Below are 19,613 nucleotides of genomic sequence, written 5' to 3'. Positions count from 1 at the left end.
TGCGTGCGGGCAGGGCGTCGGCGGCCGGACCGGCAGGGCTCTCGCCGCCGGGGGCACAGCTGGACGCTAGGCGCCGTCCGCTGACATCCTCTGTCAGTGAAGTCCGGCCGCATGCTCTCGATCCTGCTGCTCCTCCAGACCAACGGCCGGATGACCGCGGCCCGGCTGGCCGAGGAGCTGGAGGTCTCGGTCCGTACGGTCTACCGGGACATCGACTCCCTGCAGGCGGCCGGCGTGCCGCTGTACGCCGACGCCGGGCACGGCGGCGGCTACGAAGTCCTGGCCGGCTACCGCACCCGCCTGACCGGGCTCAACTCCGGCGAGGCGGAGGCGCTCTTCCTCTCCGGCCTGCCCGGGCCCGCCGCCGCGCTCGGACTGGGCCCCGCCCTCGCCGCCGCCCAGCTCAAGCTGCTCGCCGCGATCCCGCCCGAACTGCGCGCGGACGCCGACCGGATCCGCTCGCGGTTCCACCTGGAGGCACCCGGCTGGTACGCGGAGAACGACGAGGTGCCGTTCCTGCCGCAGGTCGCGGAGGCGGTCTGGACCGGGCGCGTCCTCCGGGTGCGGTACCGGCGCTGGAAGGAGCCGGCCGAGGTCGAGCGGCGCCTGGAGCCCTACGGCCTGGTGCTGAAGGCGGGCCGCTGGTACGTCGTGGCCGGGCCAGGACCACGCACCTACCGGGTCGACCAGATCATCGAACTCGCCTTCTCCGGCGAGCGGTTCGACGCTCCCGAAGGGTTCGACCTGCCCGCCCACTGGCGGGGCTACGAGGCGGACTTCCACGCCCGGCTGCACCAGGGCGAGGCGGTGGTGCGGTTGGCGCCCGCCGCCGCGGAACGGCTCACGGGTGCCGTGGCGCGGGCCCTGCGTGCGAGCGCGGTCACCGAGCCCGACGGCCGGGTGCGGGCCGTCCTGCCGATCGAGTCGCTCGACCGGGCCCACGCCTTCTTCCTCGGGCTCGGGGCGGACGTCGAGGTCCTGGAGCCGGCGGAGCTGCGGGAGCGGCTGGCCGGGACGGTCCGCACGCTGGCCGCTCGCTACGGTGCGTGACCGTCGGTGGCCCGACGCACCGCGTGACGGCCGGCCGCGCGTTGCCGTGACACGCCGGCCGCCCGCCGCCCGCCGCGCACTACGGCGCCACCGGACCGCCCCCGGTGGCCGCGTGCCGGGCCAGGCTCTCGCGCAGCAGGGTCAGCCGGGCGATCTCGGCGTCCAGGGCGGCCAGCCGCTGTTCGACCACCGGCGCGAAGGTCTCCGGCCCGGCGTCCCCCGTCGAGGCGCAGCTGCGCGGTGGGTCCTCGGTGAGCAGGTCGAGCCGGTGCGCCCGGCTGCGCACGTCCTCGACGGTCAGCCCGAGGGCCAGCAGCTCGCGGATCGCCCGCACCCGGGCCACCTCGGCCGGCCCGTACTCGCGCTGGCCGGCCGCTGTGCGGACGGGCGGCGTCAGCAGGCCGCGCTGCTCGTAGAACCGCAGTGCCCGGGGCGTCGTGCCCGCCGCTGCCGCCGCGTCGCCGATCCGCATCCGCTCCCCCTCCCGCTGCCGGCCGCGCCGGCCCGCCGGGCGGCCGGTGCCCGGCGGCGCACCGCCGGGCCGGCAGTCGCTCACACTTCGACGATCAGAGCTCCGAACGTACGGCCCTCGATCAGTTGCGGCAACGCCTGGGGGGCCCGGTCGAGTCCCGGCACGGCCGTCCACGGGAAGACGATCTCCCCGGCGCGCAGCCAGCCGCCGAACCGCTCCCGCCACTCCGCCTCCAGATCGGGGTGGTCCTGACCGCGGAACCCGCGCACGGTGACGCCCTGGTTCAGCAGCCGGAAGGTGTCGACCACCGCCGGGGAGCTGCCGCCCCTGCGGTCCGGCGCCAGCTGCCCGGCCAGCGCCCCGACCAGCGCGAACCGCGCACCCGGCCGGGCCGCCTCGACGGCCGCGGTCAGCTGCTCGCCGCCGACGTTGTCCAGCAGCACGTCGATGCCCTCCGGCGCGGCCTTCGCCAGCTGCTCGCCGATCGGCCCGGCGCCACGCACCAGCACCGCGTCGAAGCCGAGCTCGGCCGTCAGCCGCTCGGCCTTGGCCGGTGAGCCGGTGGTGCCGATCACCCGCGAGGCCCCCAGCAGTCGGGCGACCTGCCCGGCCACCGTGCCGACCGCACCCGCGGCACCGGTGACCAGCACGACGTCACCGGCCCGCACCCCGGCCGACCGGGTCAGCGCGCCGTACCCGGCCGAGGACGGGGAGAGCAGGGCGACCGGGTCCGGCAGCGTGGCGTCCACCGGGGTGAAACCGGCCGCGTCGCCGACGGCGTGGTCCCGCCAGCCCTGCAGGTGGGTGACGAGGTCGCCCGGGCGCAGCGGGCCGTCCGCCGGGGCGGCCAGCACCTCGCCGAGCGCCGGACCGAACAGTGCCCCGCCCGGCAGGATCCGCGGCAGCGGGAGGCCCTGCAGCTCGCCGCCGATCAGGGTGCGCAGACCGGGGAAGACCAGGAAGGACCGGTTGCGGACCAGCACCTGGCCGGGCCCGGGCGCGGCGAGCGGGGTCTCGACGAGCGCGAAGTCCCCGGGGGCGGGCAGCCCGTCCGGGGCGGTGATGAGCCGGACCTCGCGGGCGGTCGTCGGGAGAGGCATGGTGGAACTCCGGGAGACACGGCAGCGGCCGTCCCGCTGCGGGTGCCGGGACGCTAACCCCTGACCCGCGGGTCAGGGGCAAGAGACGGCGGCCGAGCGGTGCCTGACGGACGGTCCGCCGGGCGGTCCGCCGGACAGGAGGCCCGATGATCTTCTAGAGTCGCCCGCGGTACGAACACGCGAACGCACCACCCGTATCCACCCGCACCAGCCATACCCACCCGCACCACCTGTACCGACTGCACCACCTGTACCGACTGCACGACCCGCACCGACTGCACCGCATGCACCACGGAGAGGCGGCACCACCATGAACGAGCAGCAGGCCCCCGAGCCCTTCGAGCCCGTCACCGAGGACTGGCAGACCGCGCTGGCGGTGGTCGCCCACCCCGACGACATGGAGTACGGCGGTGCCGCGGCCGTCGCCCGCTGGACGGCCCAGGGCAAGAAGGTGGTCTACGTGATGGTCACCAGCGGCGAGGCCGGCATCGACTCGCTGGACCCCGCGGAGTGCGGCCCGTTGCGCGAGGCCGAGCAGATCGCCTCCGCCGCCGTGGTCGGCGTCGACACCGTCGAGTTCCTCGGCCACCCGGACGGCGTCCTGGAGTACGGGCTGCCGCTGCGCCGCGACATCGCCCGCACCGTCCGCCGGCACCGCCCGGACATCGTCATCACGAGCAACTTCCGTGAGACGTACGGCGGGACGTTCCTCAACCAGGCCGACCACATCGCCGTCGGCCGGGCCACCCTGGACGCGGTGCGGGACGCCGGGAACCGCTGGGTGTTCCGCGAGCTGACCGCCGAGGGGCACGAGCCGTGGGGCGGCGTCCGCGAGGTCTGGGCGGTCGCCTCGCCCGAGTCGCGGCACGCCGTCGACACCACCGACCACTTCGAGAAGGGCATCGCCTCGCTGGCCGAGCACAAGGCGTACCTGGCCGGTCTCGGCGGGGCGATGGCCGACCCGCGGGAGTTCCTGGAGGGCTTCGGCCGCGGCGCCGGCAGCCGGCTCGGGACGCGCTTCGCCGTCCCGTTCGAGGTGTTCCCGCTCCACTAGGGAGTGCTCCGCCGCCCGTCGCCGCCGGCCGGTCCCCTGCCCTCGTTCTCGCCCCGGTTCCTGCGTTCGCTCCTGCGCGCGCCCTCGCCGCCGCCGTCGTCGTCCCGCCCGTGTCCCCGCCGCCGGCGGAGCAGGTGCCGGACGGCGACGGCGGCGCAGAGCACGACGACCGCCACCAGCAGCCAGAGCTGGTAGCGCACCGCCGTCCGGTACACGGCGCCGATGTTGGCCCCGGCCAGGTAGCCGAAGGCGGACCAGACGCCGACCCAGAGCGCCGCGCCGAGCACGTTGAACGGCTGGAACCGGCGCCACGGCATCTCGGTGGTGCCGGCGATGATGCCGTTCGTCTGGCGCAGCCCGTCCACGAAACGGGCGACGGTGACGACCTTGCCGCCGTGCCGGGCGAAGAACCCGTCGGCGCGCTCCATCCGGGCCGGGGTGAGCAGGACGTACGGGCCCCACCGGTGCACGAAGGCGCGTCCGCCGGTGCTGCCGATCAGGTGGCCGAGGCTGTTGCTGACGACCGCGGCAGCGAAGGCGATCGCCACGACGGCGGTGAAGCTCAGGTGTCCGGCACCGGCGTAGACGGCGGCGAGCACCAGGATGGTCTGGCCGGGCGCCGGGATGCCGCAGTTGTCCAGCAGGACGAAGAGCGCGACCGCCTGGTAGCCGTACTGGTCGAGCAGCGGCGCCAGGCCGGCGAGCGCACCGGGCAGCGCGGGAGCGGGTTCGGACACGAGGGTCACCACCCCGCGCCGCGGGAGCGCGGGGTGGTGGCGGGCTGGGTCAGCGGAGCACCTCGCGGGGCTCGATGTTGCAGTCGGGCCCGGGGTAGATCAGGCCGGTGTGGCCGTCCTCGAAGCGGACCATGTAGGGCGGCTCGCCGCCGGCGCCCCGCACCTCGATGATCTCGCCCTTCTGGTCGACCATGCCCACCGACCTGCTGTGGATGTGGAGCTGGTCACCTACCGCTGCGTGCATGGTCTGCTCCTCGGATCGCGCGGCCGCACGGGCAGCTGTTCTGCTTCCACCGTTCTGCTTCCACTGTGCTGCGGCGGGAGCGGGCCCGCAACGGCTCGGGCGGTCCGGCCGGGCCGCCCGCCGGCCGCCGGCCGGGCCCGGCGGTCTCAGCAGGGCGGGAGCGTGCCGGAGAGCTGTTCGGCCAGGTAGCAGCGGACCAGCCGCTTGCACTCGCCGATCAGGGCCGGGTCGCCGTCCGGATCGCTGCGGAAGGCGAGCTTGAGCACCGCGTCGGCCGCCTCCAGGGCCACCCGCAGCCCGAGCGTGAGCGTCACCGGGTCGGCCGCCGCGAACAGTTCGCCGCCGAGCGCCTGCAAACGCAGCGCGACGGCGGTGTTGTTGTCCAGGTCGGCGTCGATCAGGTGCCGGTCGTCCCGGACACCGGCCGGCACGGCGGCGCCGGCCAGCCCGAAGTCCACCTGGCCGAAGCCGGCCACACTCCGCTTCATCGTCACGAACTCGTCCACCGCGAGGTCGGTGAACCCGGCCGGCCCGGTCGGCGCCTCGGCGAGCAGCCGCCGGTCCAGCCGCTGCAGGTAGTGGTCGAGGTTGCGCCCGGCGAGGGCGGCCAGCAGGTCCTCCTTGCCGGCGAAGAACTGGTAGAGCGTCCCGATCGGCACCTCGGCGCGGTGCGCGACCTCCTTGGTGGTGAGCGCGGTCGCGCCGACCTCGTCGAGCAGTCCGGCGCAGGCGTCCAGGATCCGGCCGTAGCGCTCCTGGCTGCGCTGCTGCACCGGCCGTCGTCTCCCGGGGGCGGGTTGCCCGGCGACCTGGTGACTCCTCGTGTCCGCACTCATGGGCCCACTGTGCCGCATCGGGCGTTCCCCGGGCCAATCTCCGACATGAGTGTTGCTCGTGTTCTCCGCAGGTGGGACGGCCGGAGCGCCGTCGCGGCGTCAGGGGTGCGGGACGACGGCCACCGGACACCGGATGTGGTGGATCGCGGCGTGGGCGACCGGCCCGAGGTGCCCGCCGAACGGCGAGCGGTGCGCACGGCGGCCGACCACCACGAGGGCGGCCCGGTCCGCCGTCCCGACCAGGACGGCGGCGGCACTCCCGAGGATCAGCTCCGCCGTGGCCGCCACCCCCGGGTAGTGCTCCTGCCAGGGCCGCCAGGCATCCGCCAGCTCCCGGCGGGCGGCCGCCGCGAGGTCCTCGTCGGTGTTGCCGATCGCGGCGAACGCCATCAGGGCGCTGTCCGTCGGCGGGTCCCAGGCCCGGACGGCCCGCAGCGGCGCCGAGCGGGCGGCGGCGGCCCGGAAGGCGAAGGCGACCACCGCCGCGCACGGCTTCTCCAGGTCCAGGCCGACCACGACCTCCCGCCCGGTGCCGGTGCCGGTGCCCGTGCCGGGATCGGTGCCCCCGTCGGCCGTGGCGCTCCCGGCGTTCCCGGCCCCGGGGCCGTCGGCCGTACCGTGTGCGGGGCCCTCGGCCCGGACGAGCACCACCGGGCAGGTCGCCCGCCGCAGCACCTCCTGGCTCACGGACCCGACCAGGTAGCCGCGCAGCGCGCCGAGCCCGCGGGATCCGAGCACCAGCATCGTGGCGTCCCGGCCCGCGGCTGCCAGCACCGCCGCCGGATCCTCCGGGACCTGGATGGAGGTCACCTCGGCCCCCGGGGCGAGGGCGCGCAGCTCGGCCTCCCGCGTGATCAGGAGGTACCCGTCCCGGGCGTCGGAGGTGCCCGGCCCGCCCGTCCCGTCCCGGGGCCCGACCCGGACGAGCTCCAGCGGCAGCCGGCGGAGCACCGCCTCGTGGGCCGCCCACTCGGTGGCGGTGATGCTCTCGGCCGATCCGTCGAAGCCCGCCACGATCGGTCCGTTCACGGCGCCCTCCGATGCCGGTCGACGCTGCGCGCAGAGGGTGGCGGTGCGGGCACGGACGCGGCAGCGCGGCGGATGCCCGGCGCGCCGCCCGCCACGTCCTCCGGTACCGCGCATGGGTCCACTGCCAGCCTAGGCCCTCCGGACGTGCCGGACCGGCGCGTCCTGGCCCACCGGCGGCAGCGCGCGGGTCCATCGGCCCGGCGGCCCGTGCCGCCCGACCCTGGTGATCACCGCTCGCCGGGGGGAGGCTGGGGGAGAGGGGATCGGTACCGCCGCCGCCCGGTGGGCCCCGACCCCGACGGCCCGCGGACGGCCGGCACGCCTCGCCGCTGCGGCCCGGAGGCCGCGGGGTCGAGAACCAGGAAGTCGACGAACCGACGAACCGACGAACCGAGGAGTCGAGGAGTCGAGGAACAGGGAAGTCGACGAGCGGAGGAGCCGACGAGCGAGGAGCAGAGGGTGAACCAGAACGACGACATCGAAGCCGCCCGGCAGGCCGATCCCGCCGCCGTCGCCCGGCGGGTCGCCGAGCGCCGCGACCAGCTCGGGCTGACCGACGAGATGCTGGCCTACCAGGCGGCCATGGCGCCGCGCTACCTCCAGCACCTGCTGGAGGCCGGACCGGCCTTCGACCCGGGGGCCTACCTGCGGATCGCCGCCGCCCTGCGCCTCACCTTCCGGGGTCTCGTCGAGGGCCGCGCCGACGCCACGCCGGGACAGGGCGACGCGCCCGCGCACCCGATGCTGCGCCACCTCACCGCCGCCGAGTGCTGGGAGATGCTCGGCACCCACGGGGTGGGCCGGATCGCCCTCCCCGTCCAGCCGGGGCCGGCGGTCTTCCCGGTCAACTACACCGTGGACGCCGGGAGCATCCTCTTCCGCACGGCCGCCCGGAGCCCGGCCGCACCGGAGGACGGGCTCCCGGTGTCGTTCCAGGTCGACCGGATCGACGACCGCCTGAGCCGGGGCTGGAGCGTCCTGATCCTCGGCGAGGCGCACCACGTGACGGACGCCGACGAGGTGCGGCGGCTGTCGGGGCTGCCCGGGGCCACCCCCTGGGCCGGCGGGGACCGCCCGCTCTGGGTGCGGATCCGGGCGGACGAGATCACCGGCCGCCGGATCGGCGGCGACTGAGCCGGTGCCGGGCATGACTCCCGGTCAGGGGCGGTCGGGCGAGCGGTCGCGGTCGCGCGGTCAGTTCAGGCCGAGGCAGTCGCAGAGTGCGTGCACGCCGTCGAGGTAGACGCCTTCCCGGCCCGACGCGACGGCCCGACCGGGAAGCTCGGTGCGGTCCCGGTGGGTCAGTTCGATGCTGACCATGCCGTGCATGGCGGCCCGCAGCATGTCGAACGCCCGCTCGTGGAGGGTTTGAAGCATGCCCGTTCGGCTGCCGAAGCGGCTGTACACGCCCATGGTGGACGAACCGGCGGCTTCGGCGACCCGCCGCACCGTGAGGCCGGCCGGACCGTGCTCGGCGACCACCCGCAACGCGGCCTCGCCACCTTCCCGCCGGGGCTGCTGCTGATGGCCGCCGGCGTCGCCCGGCTGGGCATCACACTGATCAAGCGCGCACCGCGCCTCGAACCGTAGCGGCGCGGGCGAGCGGGGCATCCGCCGACTCGCCCGGCATCATCGAAGGTCTCCAGGACACCGAGCCTGCTCCGGGCCGGGCCCCTGCCACGACCGTCCGACGGAGCTCCGTCCGGCGGCACGAGGCCTGCACGAGCCCGGACGCCCCAGGCGGGGCGTCCGGGCTCGGCCGCCGGTGCGGCGCGGTGCGCGGTGCGCGGTCCGCGATCGGCACGGGGCGCGGTATCGGCGCGGCGGTGGAACTCTGGAAGGGGAGTCGTCGGCAGCCGACTCGGCAGGTCCGCGGGCTCCCCCGACCAGGGAGGCCGACATGGCGAGCAACGTCAACCAGCCGCAGCCCGGGCAGGCAACCGCCCGCCCCTCGCGGCACATCCTGCGATCCGGCTGGACCGTCCTCGCGGCCGTGCTGATGATCTTCGGCGGGGCCATCGCGGTCCTGGAGGGAATCAGCGCCATCGCCAAGGACGACCTGTTCGTCAGGACGGCGAACTACACGTTCAAGTTCAGCCTGACCGGCTGGGGCTGGATCCACCTCATCCTCGGCATCCTCGTGCTCGTCGCCGGCTTCGCCGTGTTCTACGGAGCCGTCTGGGCACGCGCCGTCGGCGTGGTGCTCGTCGGGCTGAGCCTGATCGCCAACTTCCTCTGGCTGCCCTACTACCCGTTCTGGGCCATCGTCCTGATCGCCGTCGACATCTTCATCATCTGGGCGCTGTGCGCGGGGACGCTGCACGACCGCAGCAGGCCGTAGCGGCTGACGGACCGTCGCATCAGGTGCCGGGGCGCCAGGTGGTCGGGGCACCGAGCGGTCGGGGGACCGGGCGGTCGGGCCGCGTCAGGCCTGGTTTTCGGCCGGCTCCTCCAGGACGGCCTGCGCCGCGTTGTGGCCCGGGATGCCGCTCACCCCGCCGCCGCGGATCGCTCCCGCTCCGCACAGCAGCACGTTCGGGTGCGCCGTGGCGACGCCCCAGCGGGCGGCGGCGCCGTCCGGCTGCTCGTCCGCCGCGAACGGGAACGAGAGGTCCCGGTGGAAGATGTGGCCGCCCGGGAGCCCGATCTCCCGCTCCAGCTCCGGCGGGGTCCTGGCCTCGATGCAGGGCCGTCCGGCGGCGTCCGTCGCCAGGCAGTCGGCGATCGGCTCGGCCAGTACCGCGTCGAGCTGCGCCAGGCTCGCCGCGAGTGCGCGCTCCTTGGCCGCCGGGTCGGTGAACAGCCGCGCGGGCATGTGCAGGCCGAACAGGGTCAGCGTCTGGAGCCCCTGCCGGACGGCCTCCGGCCCCAGGATCGACGGGTCGGTCAGGGTGTGGCAGTAGATCTCCGACGGCGGTGCCGAGGGGATCCGGCCCTCCTGTGCCTCGGCGTGGGCCGTCGCCAACTGCCGGTAACCCTCGGCGATGTGGAACGTCCCCGCGAAGGCGTCCCGGGGATCGGCGGCGGTGTCCCGGAGCTTCGGCAGCCGGCGCAGCACCATGTTGACCTTCAGCTGGGCGCCCTCGGGTGCGGGGCCCGGATCCTCGCCCAGCAGCCGGGCCAGGACGGCCGGGGCCGCGTTCACCAGGGCCCGGCGGCCCACTGCTCGCGCCTCCCCGCCCCGGTGGCGGTAGGACACCTCGACGTCCCCGACGCCGTCGGTGGCGACGGCGGTGACCTTGCAGCCCGTCCGGATCTCCGCGCCGGCCCGCAGTGCCGCGCCGGCCAGCGCGTCCGTCACCGCGCCCATGCCGCCGACCGGGACGTCCCAGTCGCCCGTCCCGTTGCCGATGGTGTGGTAGAGGAAGCAGCGGTTCTGCAGGAGCGAGGAGTCGTGGGCGTGGGTGAAGCTGCCGATCAGCGCGTCCGTCAGCACCACGCCGCGGACCAGGTCGTCGGTGAAGGTCCGCTCGACCGTCTCGCCCAGCGGCCGTTCGAACAGGGCGTCCCAGGCGGCATCGTCCGCGACCCGCCGGCGCAGCGCGGCCCGGGAGGGCAGCGGCTCGGTGAGGGTCGGGAACACCCGCTCGGCGACCTGCCCGGTCATCCCGTAGAAGCGCTGCCAGGCCTCCCACTCCCGCTCCGTACCGGTCACCGCCCGGAACGACTCCCGGGTCCGGCCGGGGTCGGCCGCGTCCACCAGCAGCCCGGTGGGCCGCCCGTCCCGGACGACGGGCGTGTACGAGGAGATCCGGCGGCGCCGCAGGTCCAGCCGGAGCCCGAGGTCCTTCACCACCTGGTGCGGCAGCAGGCTGACCAGGTACGAGTAGCGCGACAGCCGGGCGTCCACCCCCTCGAAGGCCCGGGCCGACACCGCCGCCCCGCCCACCTGCGGCAGCCGTTCGAGCACCAGCACCCGCTGCCCGGCCCGTGCCAGGTACGCCGCCGCCACCAGGCCGTTGTGCCCGCCACCGACGATCACGACATCGTGCCGGGAGGACGCGTTGGTCTTCACCCCGGCCACGCTACGGCAGTCCGGAGGGCCGGGGAACAGGCGCGTACGGGGCCGTCCGCCGTCCGCCGTCCGCCGTCGGCGCCGCGCGGGTCCGGCGCGGGCCTACAGTGGCAGGTGTGGCTCAGGGCAGCTCCGAGATCCCCGGACTGGCCGCAGTACGGCGGCGGCTCGGGGCGGAGCTGTTCGCCCGGGTGGCCGGACCGCAGGGCCCGGCGGCCCGGAGCCGGATCCACGACACGCCCGGTCCCCGGTGGTTCGGCCCGGAGCGGCCGATCCGCACCGTCCACGGCGACGCCTCGATGTTCATCGGCGGCGTCCGGGCCCTGCTGCTGCAGTCGCTGCACCCGACGGCCATGGCGGCCGTCGCCGCGCACTCCGGCTACCGGGGCGATCCGTGGGGGCGGCTCCAGCGCACCAGCACCTTCCTCGCGGTGACGACGTTCGGGACGGCCGCCGACGCCCGGCAGGCGGTCGACCGGGTCCGGGCTGTGCACGAGCGGGTCCGCGGCACCGGCCCGGGCGGCGAGCCGTACCGGGCCGCCGATCCGCACCTGCTCGGCTGGGTCCACGCCGCCGAGGTCGACAGCTTCCTCCGCGCCCACCGGCGCTACGGTGCGAGGACGTTGGACGAAGAGGCGTACGACGCGTACGTCGCCGACACAGCGATCGTCGGTGCCGCCCTGGGCGTCCTCGACCCGCCCCGCGACCAGCGTCAGCTGGCCGCGCTGCTCCGGGACTACCGGCCCGAACTGCGCGCCACCGCGCCCGCGCTCGACGCGGCCCGCTTCATCCTCCTGCAACCGCCCCTGCCCTGGGCCGCCCGCCCGCCGTACGGGCTGCTCGCGGCCGCCGCCGTCGCCCTGCTGCCCGGCTGGGCGCGGCGGGAGCTCCGGCTGCCGTACGTGCCGATCGTCGAGGAGACCGCGGTGCGGCTGGGCGGGGCCGGCGTCACCAGGGTGATCCGGTGGGCGATGGCCCGCCCGGCCGAGGCGGGCGGCCGCGCGGACGACGGGGCGGGCGACGGGGCGGGCGACCGGCCGCCGGCCGGAACCACACCGGACTGACCCGCGGCACAGGACCGCCGGCGCCGCCCGGACCGCCGGCGCTATCCCGGCCGGTGCCGCCCGACCCGGCGGCGGAGGTGTGTGACGAGCAGGGCGGTCAGGGCGACGGCGGCGACCGCCTGGGCGCAGGCCGTGACGGTCTTCTCGGTGAACCAGACGGGCTCGTTCAGTTCGGGCAGCGGCCCGAGGGCGCCGACGTCCACGTAGCGGTAGAGCAGCAGGGCGGCCAGCCCACCGGCGGCGACGGCCCAGGCGTACAGGTCGCCGGCGAAGCGGCGCCAGAGGACGACGAGGGCGACGGCCAGGAGGGCGAGGGCACCCTCGACGCGGAACAGGGTGCCCTCGCTGACGGTGGCGGTGACGCGGTCGTAGCGCTCGGCGAGGTGGAGGTGGACGGCGGCGTCGACGGCGAGCCCGGCGGCGGCGAACAGCCGCAGGGCCACCTCGGTGGCCTGTCGGCGCCGCAGGGTGCGGGGTGGGGAGGGGGAGGCCACGGCGGTGGTGGGGTCCGTTCGGTGGGGGCGCTGATGGTGGGCGGGCCTGCTCGTACCGGTACGGGCACGCACGGTGACGAGTCTGCCGTGGGAGGGCCGCCGGGCGGTGGGACGCGCCCGGCGTGGCCGGGGGAGGGGCGCTACGGAGGACGTGCGGGTGCGCGGTCGGCCGTCGGTGCCCGGAACGATGCACCAACGGTGCGAGTAGCCTGCCGGAAGTCACCGACGGGACGGTGGCAGGGTGACAGAGCTCCAGGATCAGTGGTCCGCCGAACGCCGCTTCGGTGCGGGGCGCCCCGGTGGGGGCCGCCCCGCACCGAAGCGGCGCGAAGCCCCGACCGGTCGTACGGACGCCCTGCGTGCCCTGATGCCGCTGGTGGCGCAGGGGGACCAGGACGCCTTCTCGCAGCTGTACGAAGTGCTGGCGCCACCGGTGCTGGGACTGGTGCGGCGGGTACTGCGGGATCCGGCGCAGTCGGAGGAGGTCGCACAGGAGGTGATGCTGGAGGTGTGGCGGAGCGCCGCGCAGTACCGCCCCGAGCGCGGCGAGGTGATGGCGTGGGCGCTGACCGTCGCGCACCGGCGCGCGGTGGACCGGGTGCGGGCCGCGCAGGCCGCCGCCGACCGCGACCGTCGGGTGGCAGCCGCCTCCCGGCTCCCGCTGTTCGACGAGGTCGCCGACCAGGTCGAGCGCCGGTCCGAGTGCGAGCGGGTGCGCGGCATCCTCCGTCAACTCACTTACGTGCAGCGCGAGTCGCTGGTGCTGGCCTACTACGGCGGCTTCTCGCAGTCGCAGATCGCCGAGATCCTCGGCACGCCGTTGGGCACGGTCAAGACCCGCATGCGCGACGGACTGGGCCGGCTGCGCGACCGGCTCACCGCCGAGGCCGGGCCCGGCCGGCGCGGACCGGCGGCAGCGCCGCTCCCCGCGCGGGCCGCCCGGGCCGGCCGGCCCGGGCCGGTGAACGGCTGCCCGCTGTCGGCCTGATCGGGCGCCGCCCGGACCGGCGGCGGACGGGACGGACCGGCGGGCGGGGCGGGATGGACCGGCGGGCGGACGGGACGGACAGGATGCACGACGGGACGGACAGAACGGAGTGGGGAGATGACGACGGAGCCGGACCGGGGCGGCGAGTCGGTCTGGGACTACCCGCGGCCGCCGAGGATCGACGCGGCGGACGGTCGGCTGGTACAGGTGCTGTTCGCCGGCCGGCAGGTGGCGTCCACCCGTCGCGCGCTGCGGGTGCTGGAGACCAGCCACCCGCCGGTCTGGTACGTCCCGCCGGAGGACGTGGCGACGGAGCTGCTCCACCCCGCGGCCGGCGAGAGCCACTGCGAGTGGAAGGGGTCCGCGCACTACTGGGACCTGCGGGTCGGCGGGCTCCGCTCCGAGCGCGCCGCTTGGTCCTACCCCCGGCCGGAGCCCGCGTTCCGGCAGCTCCGGGGCCACTTCGCGTTCTACCCGGCCCGGGTGGACCGCTGCACCGTCGACGGCGAGACGGTGCGCCCGCAGGAGGGCGACTTCTACGGGGGGTGGATCACGTCCGAGATCCGCGGGCCGTTCAAGGGCGCCCCGGGGACGGGCGGTTGGTGACGGGCCGGGACCCGGTGCGCCTCGCCGCGCAACTCGCCGCGCAACTCGCCGCGCAACTCGCCGCGCGCGACGCCGCACACCCCGCCGCGCACGACGCTGCGTGCCCCGCCGCGTGCGACGCTGCGAAAACGGTGCGAGATGCCGGTGGCCGGCCGGCGGACGAGACTGGGGACCAGCGAGCAGGAGCGGTGCAGCCCGGTACGGCCGAGGACAGCCGCACCGGGGACAGCCGCACCGGCCGAAGCCGAGGAGGTGCGTCCGAACCCGACCGAAGCGTTCGCCCCAGGGCCGCCGACCGGCCCGCGTCCCGTCCGGAGGATCACCATGGCGCTGACCGAGCCCGCCGCGGCAGCCGTCCGCCCGCCCGCCAGCAGGCCGAAGCCCACCGAGACCCCAGAGTGCGAAGCCTCCACCTGCGCGGGGATCTCCACCCCGGAGGCGCCCGAACTGCACACCGCCTGGCCGGGGTGGCTCCCGTTGCTGGTCATCGGCGTCCTGGTGGTGAGCTGCGTCGGCTTCGCGGTCGGCCGGATCGCCGGATGGTGAGCGTGGCGGCCGCCCCGCCCGTACCGCCCGAACCGGGGGCACCGGTCGTCCCGACGGCGCCGGGGCGACCGGGTGCGCCGCCCGTCGGCCGCCCGCCGGCGCCGTAAGCTCCGCACCGTGCCCGAATCCGCCCCGCCCCCGCCGTCCGCCGAGGTGAGCCTGCCCACCGGTGCGGTGGCCCGCCGGCTGGGCGTCTCGCCCACCACCGTCCGGTCCTGGGAGCGCCGCTACGGCATCGGCCCCGCACACCGGGAGAGCGGCCACCACCGCCGGTGGCGACCGCAGGACGTCGCCGTCCTGGAGGCGATGTGCCGGCTGACCGCCCGCGGTGTGCCGCCCGGCGAGGCGGCCCGGGCAGCGCTGGCGTCCGCCCCGGCTCCGACGTCCGCCCCGGCTGTCGCGGACCTCGCGGAACCCGCGACGCCGGAACCCGGGACGCCGGAGCCCGGGGCGTCGGAACCCGCGACGCCGGCGCCCCCGGACCGGTCGCATCTCCCGGTGCCCCCGGAGCGGGCGGAGGCGCCGGCCGGGCCGGGTGTGCCGCCGGGGCGCGCGGGTGGCTCCGGCACACCCGGTGGGAGCAACGCGTTGCCGGTCGGCCCGGTCCGTCCCGAGTGCCGGGGGCTCGCGCGGGCCGCCGTCCGCCTCGACACCCCCGAGGTGGCGCGGATCCTCCGCACGGTGGTCGACGACCTCGGGCCGGTGACGGCCTGGACCGAGGTGATGATGCCGGCGCTGCGCGCTGCCGGCCGCAAGTGGGCCGTCGAGGGCGAGCGTTACGTCGAGGTGGAGCACCTGCTGTCCTGGCACGTCTCCAGCGCCCTGCGGCGCATCGCCGACCCGTTGGGCGAGGTTCGGGAGGGCCCGCCCGTCCTGCTGGCCGGCATGCCGGCGGAGCTGCACACCCTGCCGCTGGAGGCCGTGGCCGCCGGCCTCGCCGAACGCGGGCTCCCGTTCCGGATGTTCGGCCCGGCCGTCCCCCCGGAGGCGCTGATGGAGGCGGTGCGCCGGACCGGCCCGGCGGCCGTCATGCTCTGGTCCCAGGTGCGCCGGACCGCCGACCGGGCCCTGGTCCGCCGCGTCACGGAGACCGTCTGGGGCGGCCGCGGCTCGCGGGCCCGCCCGGTCGTCCTCGCCGCGGGCCCCGGCTGGGCGGGCGTCCGGAGCCCCCAGGGCACGCTGCGCCCCCGCGACCTGCGCGGAGCAGTGGACCTGCTGGAGCAACTGCTCACCGCCTGACGGCGACCCGCCGCCCGCACGCCCGGCGGGTCGGAGCGTGCGGGCCGAGGGCGTCCGGACCGAGGCGTCCGGACCGAGGCGTCCGGGTGGAGGCGTCCGGGTCAGAGCGTGCGGGCCGCGGTACGGAGGCGGTGTGCGGTGGCGGCGGGGTCGCGGGCGGTGAAGAGGACGGTGAGCGAGCGGTCGGCCGCGGCCGCGTCCAGGATCCTTAGCAGGGTGGTGAGTTCACCGACCGGTTCGTCGGCGAGCAGCGCCTCGGCGCCGGTGACGAGCAGCAGGAGCCGTGCGGAGCCGCCGCCGGTCGGGTGGAGGGCGGTCGGGCCGAGGGCGGTCGGGTCGACGGTGGTCGGGTGGAGGGCGTCGCCCAGGCACTCCTCGAAGGCGTCCCAGTTGTGACCGAAGTAGCCGGGGAAGGCCAGCGCGTGGGCCCACGTGGTCAGCAGCTCCGGCTTGGTGCGGCAGCGCAGGCCGTCGACGGTGGCCCGGCGGACCGGCTCGGTGGGCCCGGCACTGGTCAGCCCGGCCCAGGGATGCCCGGGGAGGACGTCCCACCGGGCCGTCGCCAGCAGGTGGTCCGGCGGTACCTCCGGCATGTCAGCAACCGCCTGCGGTCGCACGGCCGTCGAGGCAGTGGCCGGTGGCGCACCGGGGCCGGGAGGTCGGCGGCAGGACGGCGCGGTCCGGGGCGGGTGCGGCCGGCCCGGGGCGGCGGCGTGAGGTCATGCCGGTAGCTGTAGCGCCTGCGGGGGCGGCGGTCCGGGGGCCACGCCGGGGCGTCCGGACGGCTCACCCGGGCGGGCGCGCGGCGGGGCCCCCTTCCGCCGCCGCCGATACCGCGAGGATCCGGAGCGACGGTCGCGGACCACGCCGTCCGCACGGGTGAGGCACCGTCACCGACGGTGCTGCGCAGCTCCCTCCGGAGCCGGGTGCCCGGCCGCACGCCGGGGCGGCCTTCGCCGCCGGGTGGAGACTTCGACAGGCCGTCACATCTGCCGGCCAAACACCGGTGCATTGCTTGGCGGAACATCCAATGGATGGGTTGCGATCCACCACATGTAATAAAGGCCACCGGTTGCAAGGGAGTTGGCCCTCGGGAAACATCGAGGAGAACACTTCGGCGCGGCTCGGCACACCACCCACCCGCGAGGAGAAGCACTGTGCGCGTCCTTTTCACGGCTCCCGGCTCCGTCGGCCATATCTTCCCGCTCGTCCCGACCGCGCAGGCCCTGCGGGCCGCCGGCCACGACGTCCTGTTCGCCGGGCAGACCCCGATCGAGAAGCTGCGCAACGTCGGGCTGCCCGCCGTGGACGTCGGCGACGGGACGGACGTCAACGACGCCTTCGCACGGGTCCTCAAGGGCGTCCGGTTCGCCTCCGGGGAGCGCTCCGAGGACGAGACGATGGAGCTGGCGGCCCAGGGCTTCGCCGAGCACGGCCGGGTGACCGTAGCGGGCCTGCTGGAGGTAGCCCGCGGCTGGCGGCCGGACGTCGTCGTGCACGCCCCGTTCCAGGCGGCCGCGCCGCTGGTGGCCGCCGAGCTCGGCATCCCGGCCGTGATGCACAACTTCGGCGTCACCACCGGCGGGGTGGCCGCCCGGATGGCCCGGATCCTCGGCCACGAGTACGCCGCGCACGGGCTCGAAGGCCCCGCGGAGCACACGGTCGTGGACGTCCTCCCGGCCTCGCTCGGCGGCGACGGCGGCGGCTGGCGCGTGCGCTACGTCCCGTTCAACGGGGGCGGCACCGTGCCGGCGGACCTCTTCGGCCGCGGCCCGCGCCGGCGGATCGCGGTGACGCTGGGGACGGTCTTCGCCCAGTGGGAGGGCATCGGCGCCCTCTCCGGCCTCATCGACCAGGCGGGCCGCGTCGACGCCGAGATCCTGCTCGCCCTGGGGGACACCGACCTCGCCCCGCTCGGCGAGCTGCCCGCCAACGTCCGGGCGCTGTCGTGGGTGCCGCTCAACGAACTGCTCGAAGCCTGCGACGCGGTGGTGCACCACGGCGGCTCCGGCACGATGATGACCGCTGCCGCGCTGGGCGTGCCGCAGCTGATCCTGCCTCAGGGGGCGGACCACTTCGCGAACGCCGCGGCCGGCGGGGCCGCCGGGTTCGCACTCACGTCGAGCACGGACGAGGTGGACGCCGAACTGCTCGACCGCCTGCTGGGTGACGACGCCCTGCGCAAGTCGGCCACCGCCGTGCGGGCGGAGATCCGGGCCATGCCGTCCCCGGCCGAGTTCGTCGCGAACTTCGAGGGCCTGCTCACCTGATCACCGGCTGCACGGCCCCGCTCGTGGGTGCGGCGGCCCGGACGGCCCGGCGGGGCCCCGGCCCCGGCTGACGTCCCGGCCACGTCCGCGCGGCCGGGGCGTCAGCCGTGCTCCGCCGAGCCGGTGAGCCGGAGCTTGCGCTGGGCCCGCTGGTAGAAGGTGGTGCGGCCGAGTCGTACGACGCGTGCGGCGGCGGGCAGCATCGTCACCCTGACGACGTCGCCCGGCGAGACGTGGCCGACCAGGAGGCCGTCGGCCTCCACGGCGAGACCGCCGCTCTGCGGCAGGACCACCAGGTCGAGCCGCTCGCCGCTGGAGAGGAAGACGGAGCGGTTGAACGCGGCATGCGGGGCCACGGGGGTGATCAGCAGCCCCTCCGCGTTCGGGGAGACGATCGGGCCGCCGGCCGAGAAGCTGTAGGCGGTGGAGCCGGTCGGGGTGGCGACCACGACCGCGTCGGCGGTGTAGTCCACGAAGGGCTCGTCCTGGACCCGCACGGCGACCGCCGCGGACTTGTGCCCCGGGCTGCGCAGGAGCACGACGTCGTTGAGCGCCGTCTCCCGGGCGGCCCCGAAACGGGCGTGGACGGCGGAGCGGACCTCCACGGTGAAGCGCTGGGCGTCGACGGCGTCCAGTGCCGCGGGGAGCTCCGGGATGTCGACCTCGGCGAGAAAGCCCAGCCGGCCGACGTTGACGCCCAGGACGGGCGCGTGGCCCCCGGTCGCGAGCCGCATCGTGCGCAGCATGGTGCCGTCCCCGCCGAGGCTGATCAGCAGGTCCGCGCTCGCGGCCATCTCCTCGGCCCCGACCGGTACGGCCTCGCAGCCGATCCGGGCCACCTCCGCCGCCAGCCCCAGGACCTTCGTGCCCCGGGCCCGGCTCCACCGGACCACGGCGTCCACGGTGGGCGCGCAGGTGCGCTCGGGGTGGAGTACCAGCCCCACCGTGCCGATGAATCCCATCCGGGCACCTCGATGTCGACCGGGACGCTGTTGCTCCCTCCAGTCATGCACAGCCCGGGCAGTCATGCACGGCCCGGGCCGGAGCGCCTACGCTGAAGACGCCCGACCGCTGCTCGTCGCGGAGTTCCGTACGAGCCGGCGGCCGGGGAACCGGACGGACCGGACCGATGGCTCCGGCGGCTCCGGTGGCGGCCCGCCGGACCGGCGTCCGACCGGGCCTTCGAGGAGAGGCGGGTCCGATGGCTGACAGCCCGATCCGGGGGGACAGTCCGATCCGGGGGATCGATCCCTCCGCGCGGCCGAGCGGGGACGGGTGCGTGGAGTGCCTGGCGGGCGACGGGCCCGGGTGGTGGTTCCACCTGCGGCGGTGTGCCGCGTGCGGGCACATCGGGTGCTGCGACTCCTCGCCCGCCCAGCACGGCACGCGGCACGCCCGGGAGGCGGGGCACCCGTTCCTGGCCAGCTTCGAGCCGGGTGAGGCGTGGCTGTGGAACATCGACACCGACCAGTACTACGAGGGCGCGGAGCTCGCGGAGCCGGCCGCGCACCCCACCTCGCAGCCGGCGCCCGGCCCACCGGGGAAGGTCCCGGCGGACTGGCAGCTGCACCTGCACTGAGGCGCCCGGCGCGGGGGCCTCGGTGGCGCTGCCGGAGTGGCGGAGGCCGGAGCCGTCGCTGCCGGCGCGGGGGCCGGAGCGTCGGGGCCGGCCGGGGTGGATGCGTGCTGGGGTGGCGTTCCTTCTGGGTACCGGAGGGACCGCCAGGTGTCCGCGGATCGGGTGCCTGTTCCGGGTGGGTGGGAGGACCAGGGTGCTCGTGAGGGTCGCGTTGGGATTCAGGGCCTCCCACAACCTCTGTGTCACACCTCAGTGGCAGACTGCGGCACGACGAAGTTTCGGAAGGGCAG

The 19,613-nt window shown here is 76.1% G+C and carries 22 protein-coding genes and 1 pseudogene; 12 read left to right on the top strand and 11 right to left on the bottom strand.

Translation table 11 applies throughout. The features are described from left to right. The first annotated feature begins 96 nt into the window (after positions 1-96). A complete protein-coding gene (locus tag OH807_RS07240; RefSeq protein ID WP_406195309.1) occupies positions 97-1,050 on the top strand; it encodes a helix-turn-helix transcriptional regulator in 954 nt (317 codons plus the stop codon). 79 nt (positions 1,051-1,129) lie between these two features. Here the strand turns inward: OH807_RS07240 and OH807_RS07235 are convergent, their stop codons facing one another. Next, positions 1,130-1,522, bottom strand: coding sequence for a MerR family transcriptional regulator (locus OH807_RS07235; protein ID WP_406210774.1), 393 nt, complete (start codon positions 1,520-1,522; stop codon positions 1,130-1,132). Positions 1,523-1,602: 80 nt separating this feature from the next. Further along, positions 1,603-2,622 carry an MDR family NADP-dependent oxidoreductase gene (locus OH807_RS07230; RefSeq protein ID WP_406195305.1) on the bottom strand — a complete coding sequence of 340 codons (1,020 nt, stop codon included), beginning with the start codon at positions 2,620-2,622 and terminating at the stop codon, positions 1,603-1,605. 310 nt (positions 2,623-2,932) lie between these two features. Here OH807_RS07230 and OH807_RS07225 point away from each other — a divergent pair, with 310 nt between their 5' ends. Next, the gene (locus OH807_RS07225) at positions 2,933-3,676 is read left to right on the top strand and encodes a PIG-L deacetylase family protein (RefSeq protein ID WP_406195303.1); all 744 of its coding nucleotides are present in this window, start codon (positions 2,933-2,935) and stop codon (positions 3,674-3,676) included. Here OH807_RS07225 and OH807_RS07220 read toward each other — a convergent pair. From OH807_RS07220 to OH807_RS07205, 4 genes are all read right to left on the bottom strand, one after another. Continuing rightward, entirely contained in the window at positions 3,673-4,413 is a 741-nt protein-coding gene (locus tag OH807_RS07220) for a DedA family protein (RefSeq protein WP_406195302.1), read from the bottom strand. The two genes, OH807_RS07225 and OH807_RS07220, sit on opposite strands and share 4 nt — an antisense overlap. A gap of 49 nt (positions 4,414-4,462) precedes the next feature. Beyond that, entirely contained in the window at positions 4,463-4,657 is a 195-nt protein-coding gene (locus tag OH807_RS07215; protein WP_406195300.1) for a DUF1918 domain-containing protein, read from the bottom strand. A 146-nt stretch (positions 4,658-4,803) separates the two neighbouring features. Further along, positions 4,804-5,493, bottom strand: a complete 690-nt coding sequence (locus OH807_RS07210) for a TetR/AcrR family transcriptional regulator (RefSeq protein ID WP_406195298.1) — start codon at positions 5,491-5,493, stop codon at positions 4,804-4,806. A gap of 99 nt (positions 5,494-5,592) precedes the next feature. Next, positions 5,593-6,522, bottom strand: coding sequence for a universal stress protein (locus OH807_RS07205; RefSeq protein WP_406195296.1), 930 nt, complete (start codon positions 6,520-6,522; stop codon positions 5,593-5,595). Positions 6,523-6,981: 459 nt separating this feature from the next. Between OH807_RS07205 and OH807_RS07200 the strand changes: the two genes are divergently transcribed. Beyond that, positions 6,982-7,656, top strand: a complete 675-nt coding sequence (locus tag OH807_RS07200) for a pyridoxamine 5'-phosphate oxidase family protein (RefSeq protein ID WP_406195294.1) — start codon at positions 6,982-6,984, stop codon at positions 7,654-7,656. Between the two features lie 60 nt (positions 7,657-7,716). Here OH807_RS07200 and OH807_RS07195 read toward each other — a convergent pair whose 3' ends face one another. Further along, on the bottom strand, positions 7,717-7,899 hold the full coding sequence (locus tag OH807_RS07195; RefSeq protein ID WP_406211464.1) for a hypothetical protein: 183 nt from the start codon (positions 7,897-7,899) through the stop codon (positions 7,717-7,719). A gap of 90 nt (positions 7,900-7,989) precedes the next feature. Here OH807_RS07195 and OH807_RS07190 point away from each other — a divergent pair, with 90 nt between their 5' ends. Further along, positions 7,990-8,112 carry a hypothetical protein gene (locus OH807_RS07190; protein ID WP_406211463.1) on the top strand — a complete coding sequence of 41 codons (123 nt, stop codon included), beginning with the start codon at positions 7,990-7,992 and terminating at the stop codon, positions 8,110-8,112. A gap of 310 nt (positions 8,113-8,422) precedes the next feature. Beyond that, entirely contained in the window at positions 8,423-8,863 is a 441-nt protein-coding gene (locus OH807_RS07185; protein WP_406195292.1) for a hypothetical protein, read from the top strand. 84 nt (positions 8,864-8,947) lie between these two features. On the opposite strand, the gene OH807_RS07180 is transcribed toward OH807_RS07185, so the two are convergent. Next, on the bottom strand, positions 8,948-10,537 hold the full coding sequence (locus OH807_RS07180; RefSeq protein ID WP_406195290.1) for a phytoene desaturase family protein: 1,590 nt from the start codon (positions 10,535-10,537) through the stop codon (positions 8,948-8,950). 116 nt (positions 10,538-10,653) lie between these two features. Between OH807_RS07180 and OH807_RS07175 the strand changes: the two genes are divergently transcribed. After that, positions 10,654-11,601 (top strand): oxygenase MpaB family protein, encoded by a 948-nt coding sequence (locus OH807_RS07175; protein ID WP_406195287.1) that lies wholly within the window; start codon positions 10,654-10,656, stop codon positions 11,599-11,601. A 41-nt stretch (positions 11,602-11,642) separates the two neighbouring features. On the opposite strand, the gene OH807_RS07170 is transcribed toward OH807_RS07175, so the two are convergent. Further along, entirely contained in the window at positions 11,643-12,167 is a 525-nt protein-coding gene (locus OH807_RS07170) for a hypothetical protein (protein WP_406195284.1), read from the bottom strand. A gap of 169 nt (positions 12,168-12,336) precedes the next feature. On the opposite strand from OH807_RS07170, the pseudogene sigK reads away from it, so the two are divergent. From sigK to OH807_RS07150, 4 genes and pseudogenes are all read left to right on the top strand, one after another. Next, positions 12,337-12,984: pseudogene (gene sigK, locus OH807_RS07165) on the top strand (ECF RNA polymerase sigma factor SigK); the annotation flags it as partial. Between the two features lie 216 nt (positions 12,985-13,200). Next, positions 13,201-13,689 carry a DUF427 domain-containing protein gene (locus OH807_RS07160; RefSeq protein ID WP_406195281.1) on the top strand — a complete coding sequence of 163 codons (489 nt, stop codon included), beginning with the start codon at positions 13,201-13,203 and terminating at the stop codon, positions 13,687-13,689. A 324-nt stretch (positions 13,690-14,013) separates the two neighbouring features. Beyond that, a complete protein-coding gene (locus tag OH807_RS07155) occupies positions 14,014-14,235 on the top strand; it encodes a DUF6480 family protein (protein WP_406195279.1) in 222 nt (73 codons plus the stop codon). A gap of 117 nt (positions 14,236-14,352) precedes the next feature. Next, complete coding sequence (locus tag OH807_RS07150) at positions 14,353-15,474, top strand: MerR family transcriptional regulator (RefSeq protein WP_406195277.1); 1,122 nt, start codon at positions 14,353-14,355, stop codon at positions 15,472-15,474. Between the two features lie 101 nt (positions 15,475-15,575). Here OH807_RS07150 and OH807_RS07145 read toward each other — a convergent pair whose 3' ends face one another. Continuing rightward, a complete protein-coding gene (locus tag OH807_RS07145) occupies positions 15,576-16,067 on the bottom strand; it encodes a barstar family protein (protein WP_406195275.1) in 492 nt (163 codons plus the stop codon). A 564-nt stretch (positions 16,068-16,631) separates the two neighbouring features. Here OH807_RS07145 and OH807_RS07140 point away from each other — a divergent pair. After that, the gene (locus OH807_RS07140; RefSeq protein WP_406195273.1) at positions 16,632-17,744 is read left to right on the top strand and encodes a nucleotide disphospho-sugar-binding domain-containing protein; all 1,113 of its coding nucleotides are present in this window, start codon (positions 16,632-16,634) and stop codon (positions 17,742-17,744) included. A gap of 101 nt (positions 17,745-17,845) precedes the next feature. Here OH807_RS07140 and OH807_RS07135 read toward each other — a convergent pair whose 3' ends face one another. Further along, positions 17,846-18,706: an NAD(+)/NADH kinase gene (locus OH807_RS07135; protein WP_406195270.1), complete on the bottom strand. Its 861-nt coding sequence runs from the start codon at positions 18,704-18,706 to the stop codon at positions 17,846-17,848. 239 nt (positions 18,707-18,945) lie between these two features. On the opposite strand from OH807_RS07135, the gene OH807_RS07130 reads away from it, so the two are divergent. After that, positions 18,946-19,323, top strand: coding sequence for a UBP-type zinc finger domain-containing protein (locus OH807_RS07130; RefSeq protein ID WP_406195268.1), 378 nt, complete (start codon positions 18,946-18,948; stop codon positions 19,321-19,323). The last annotated feature ends 290 nt before the right edge of the window (positions 19,324-19,613 follow it).

The organism is Kitasatospora sp. NBC_01560 (assembly GCF_045208415.1).
In the GTDB taxonomy this organism is placed as follows: domain Bacteria; phylum Actinomycetota; class Actinomycetes; order Streptomycetales; family Streptomycetaceae; genus Kitasatospora.
This window is presented reverse-complemented; position numbering and strand designations above follow the sequence as displayed.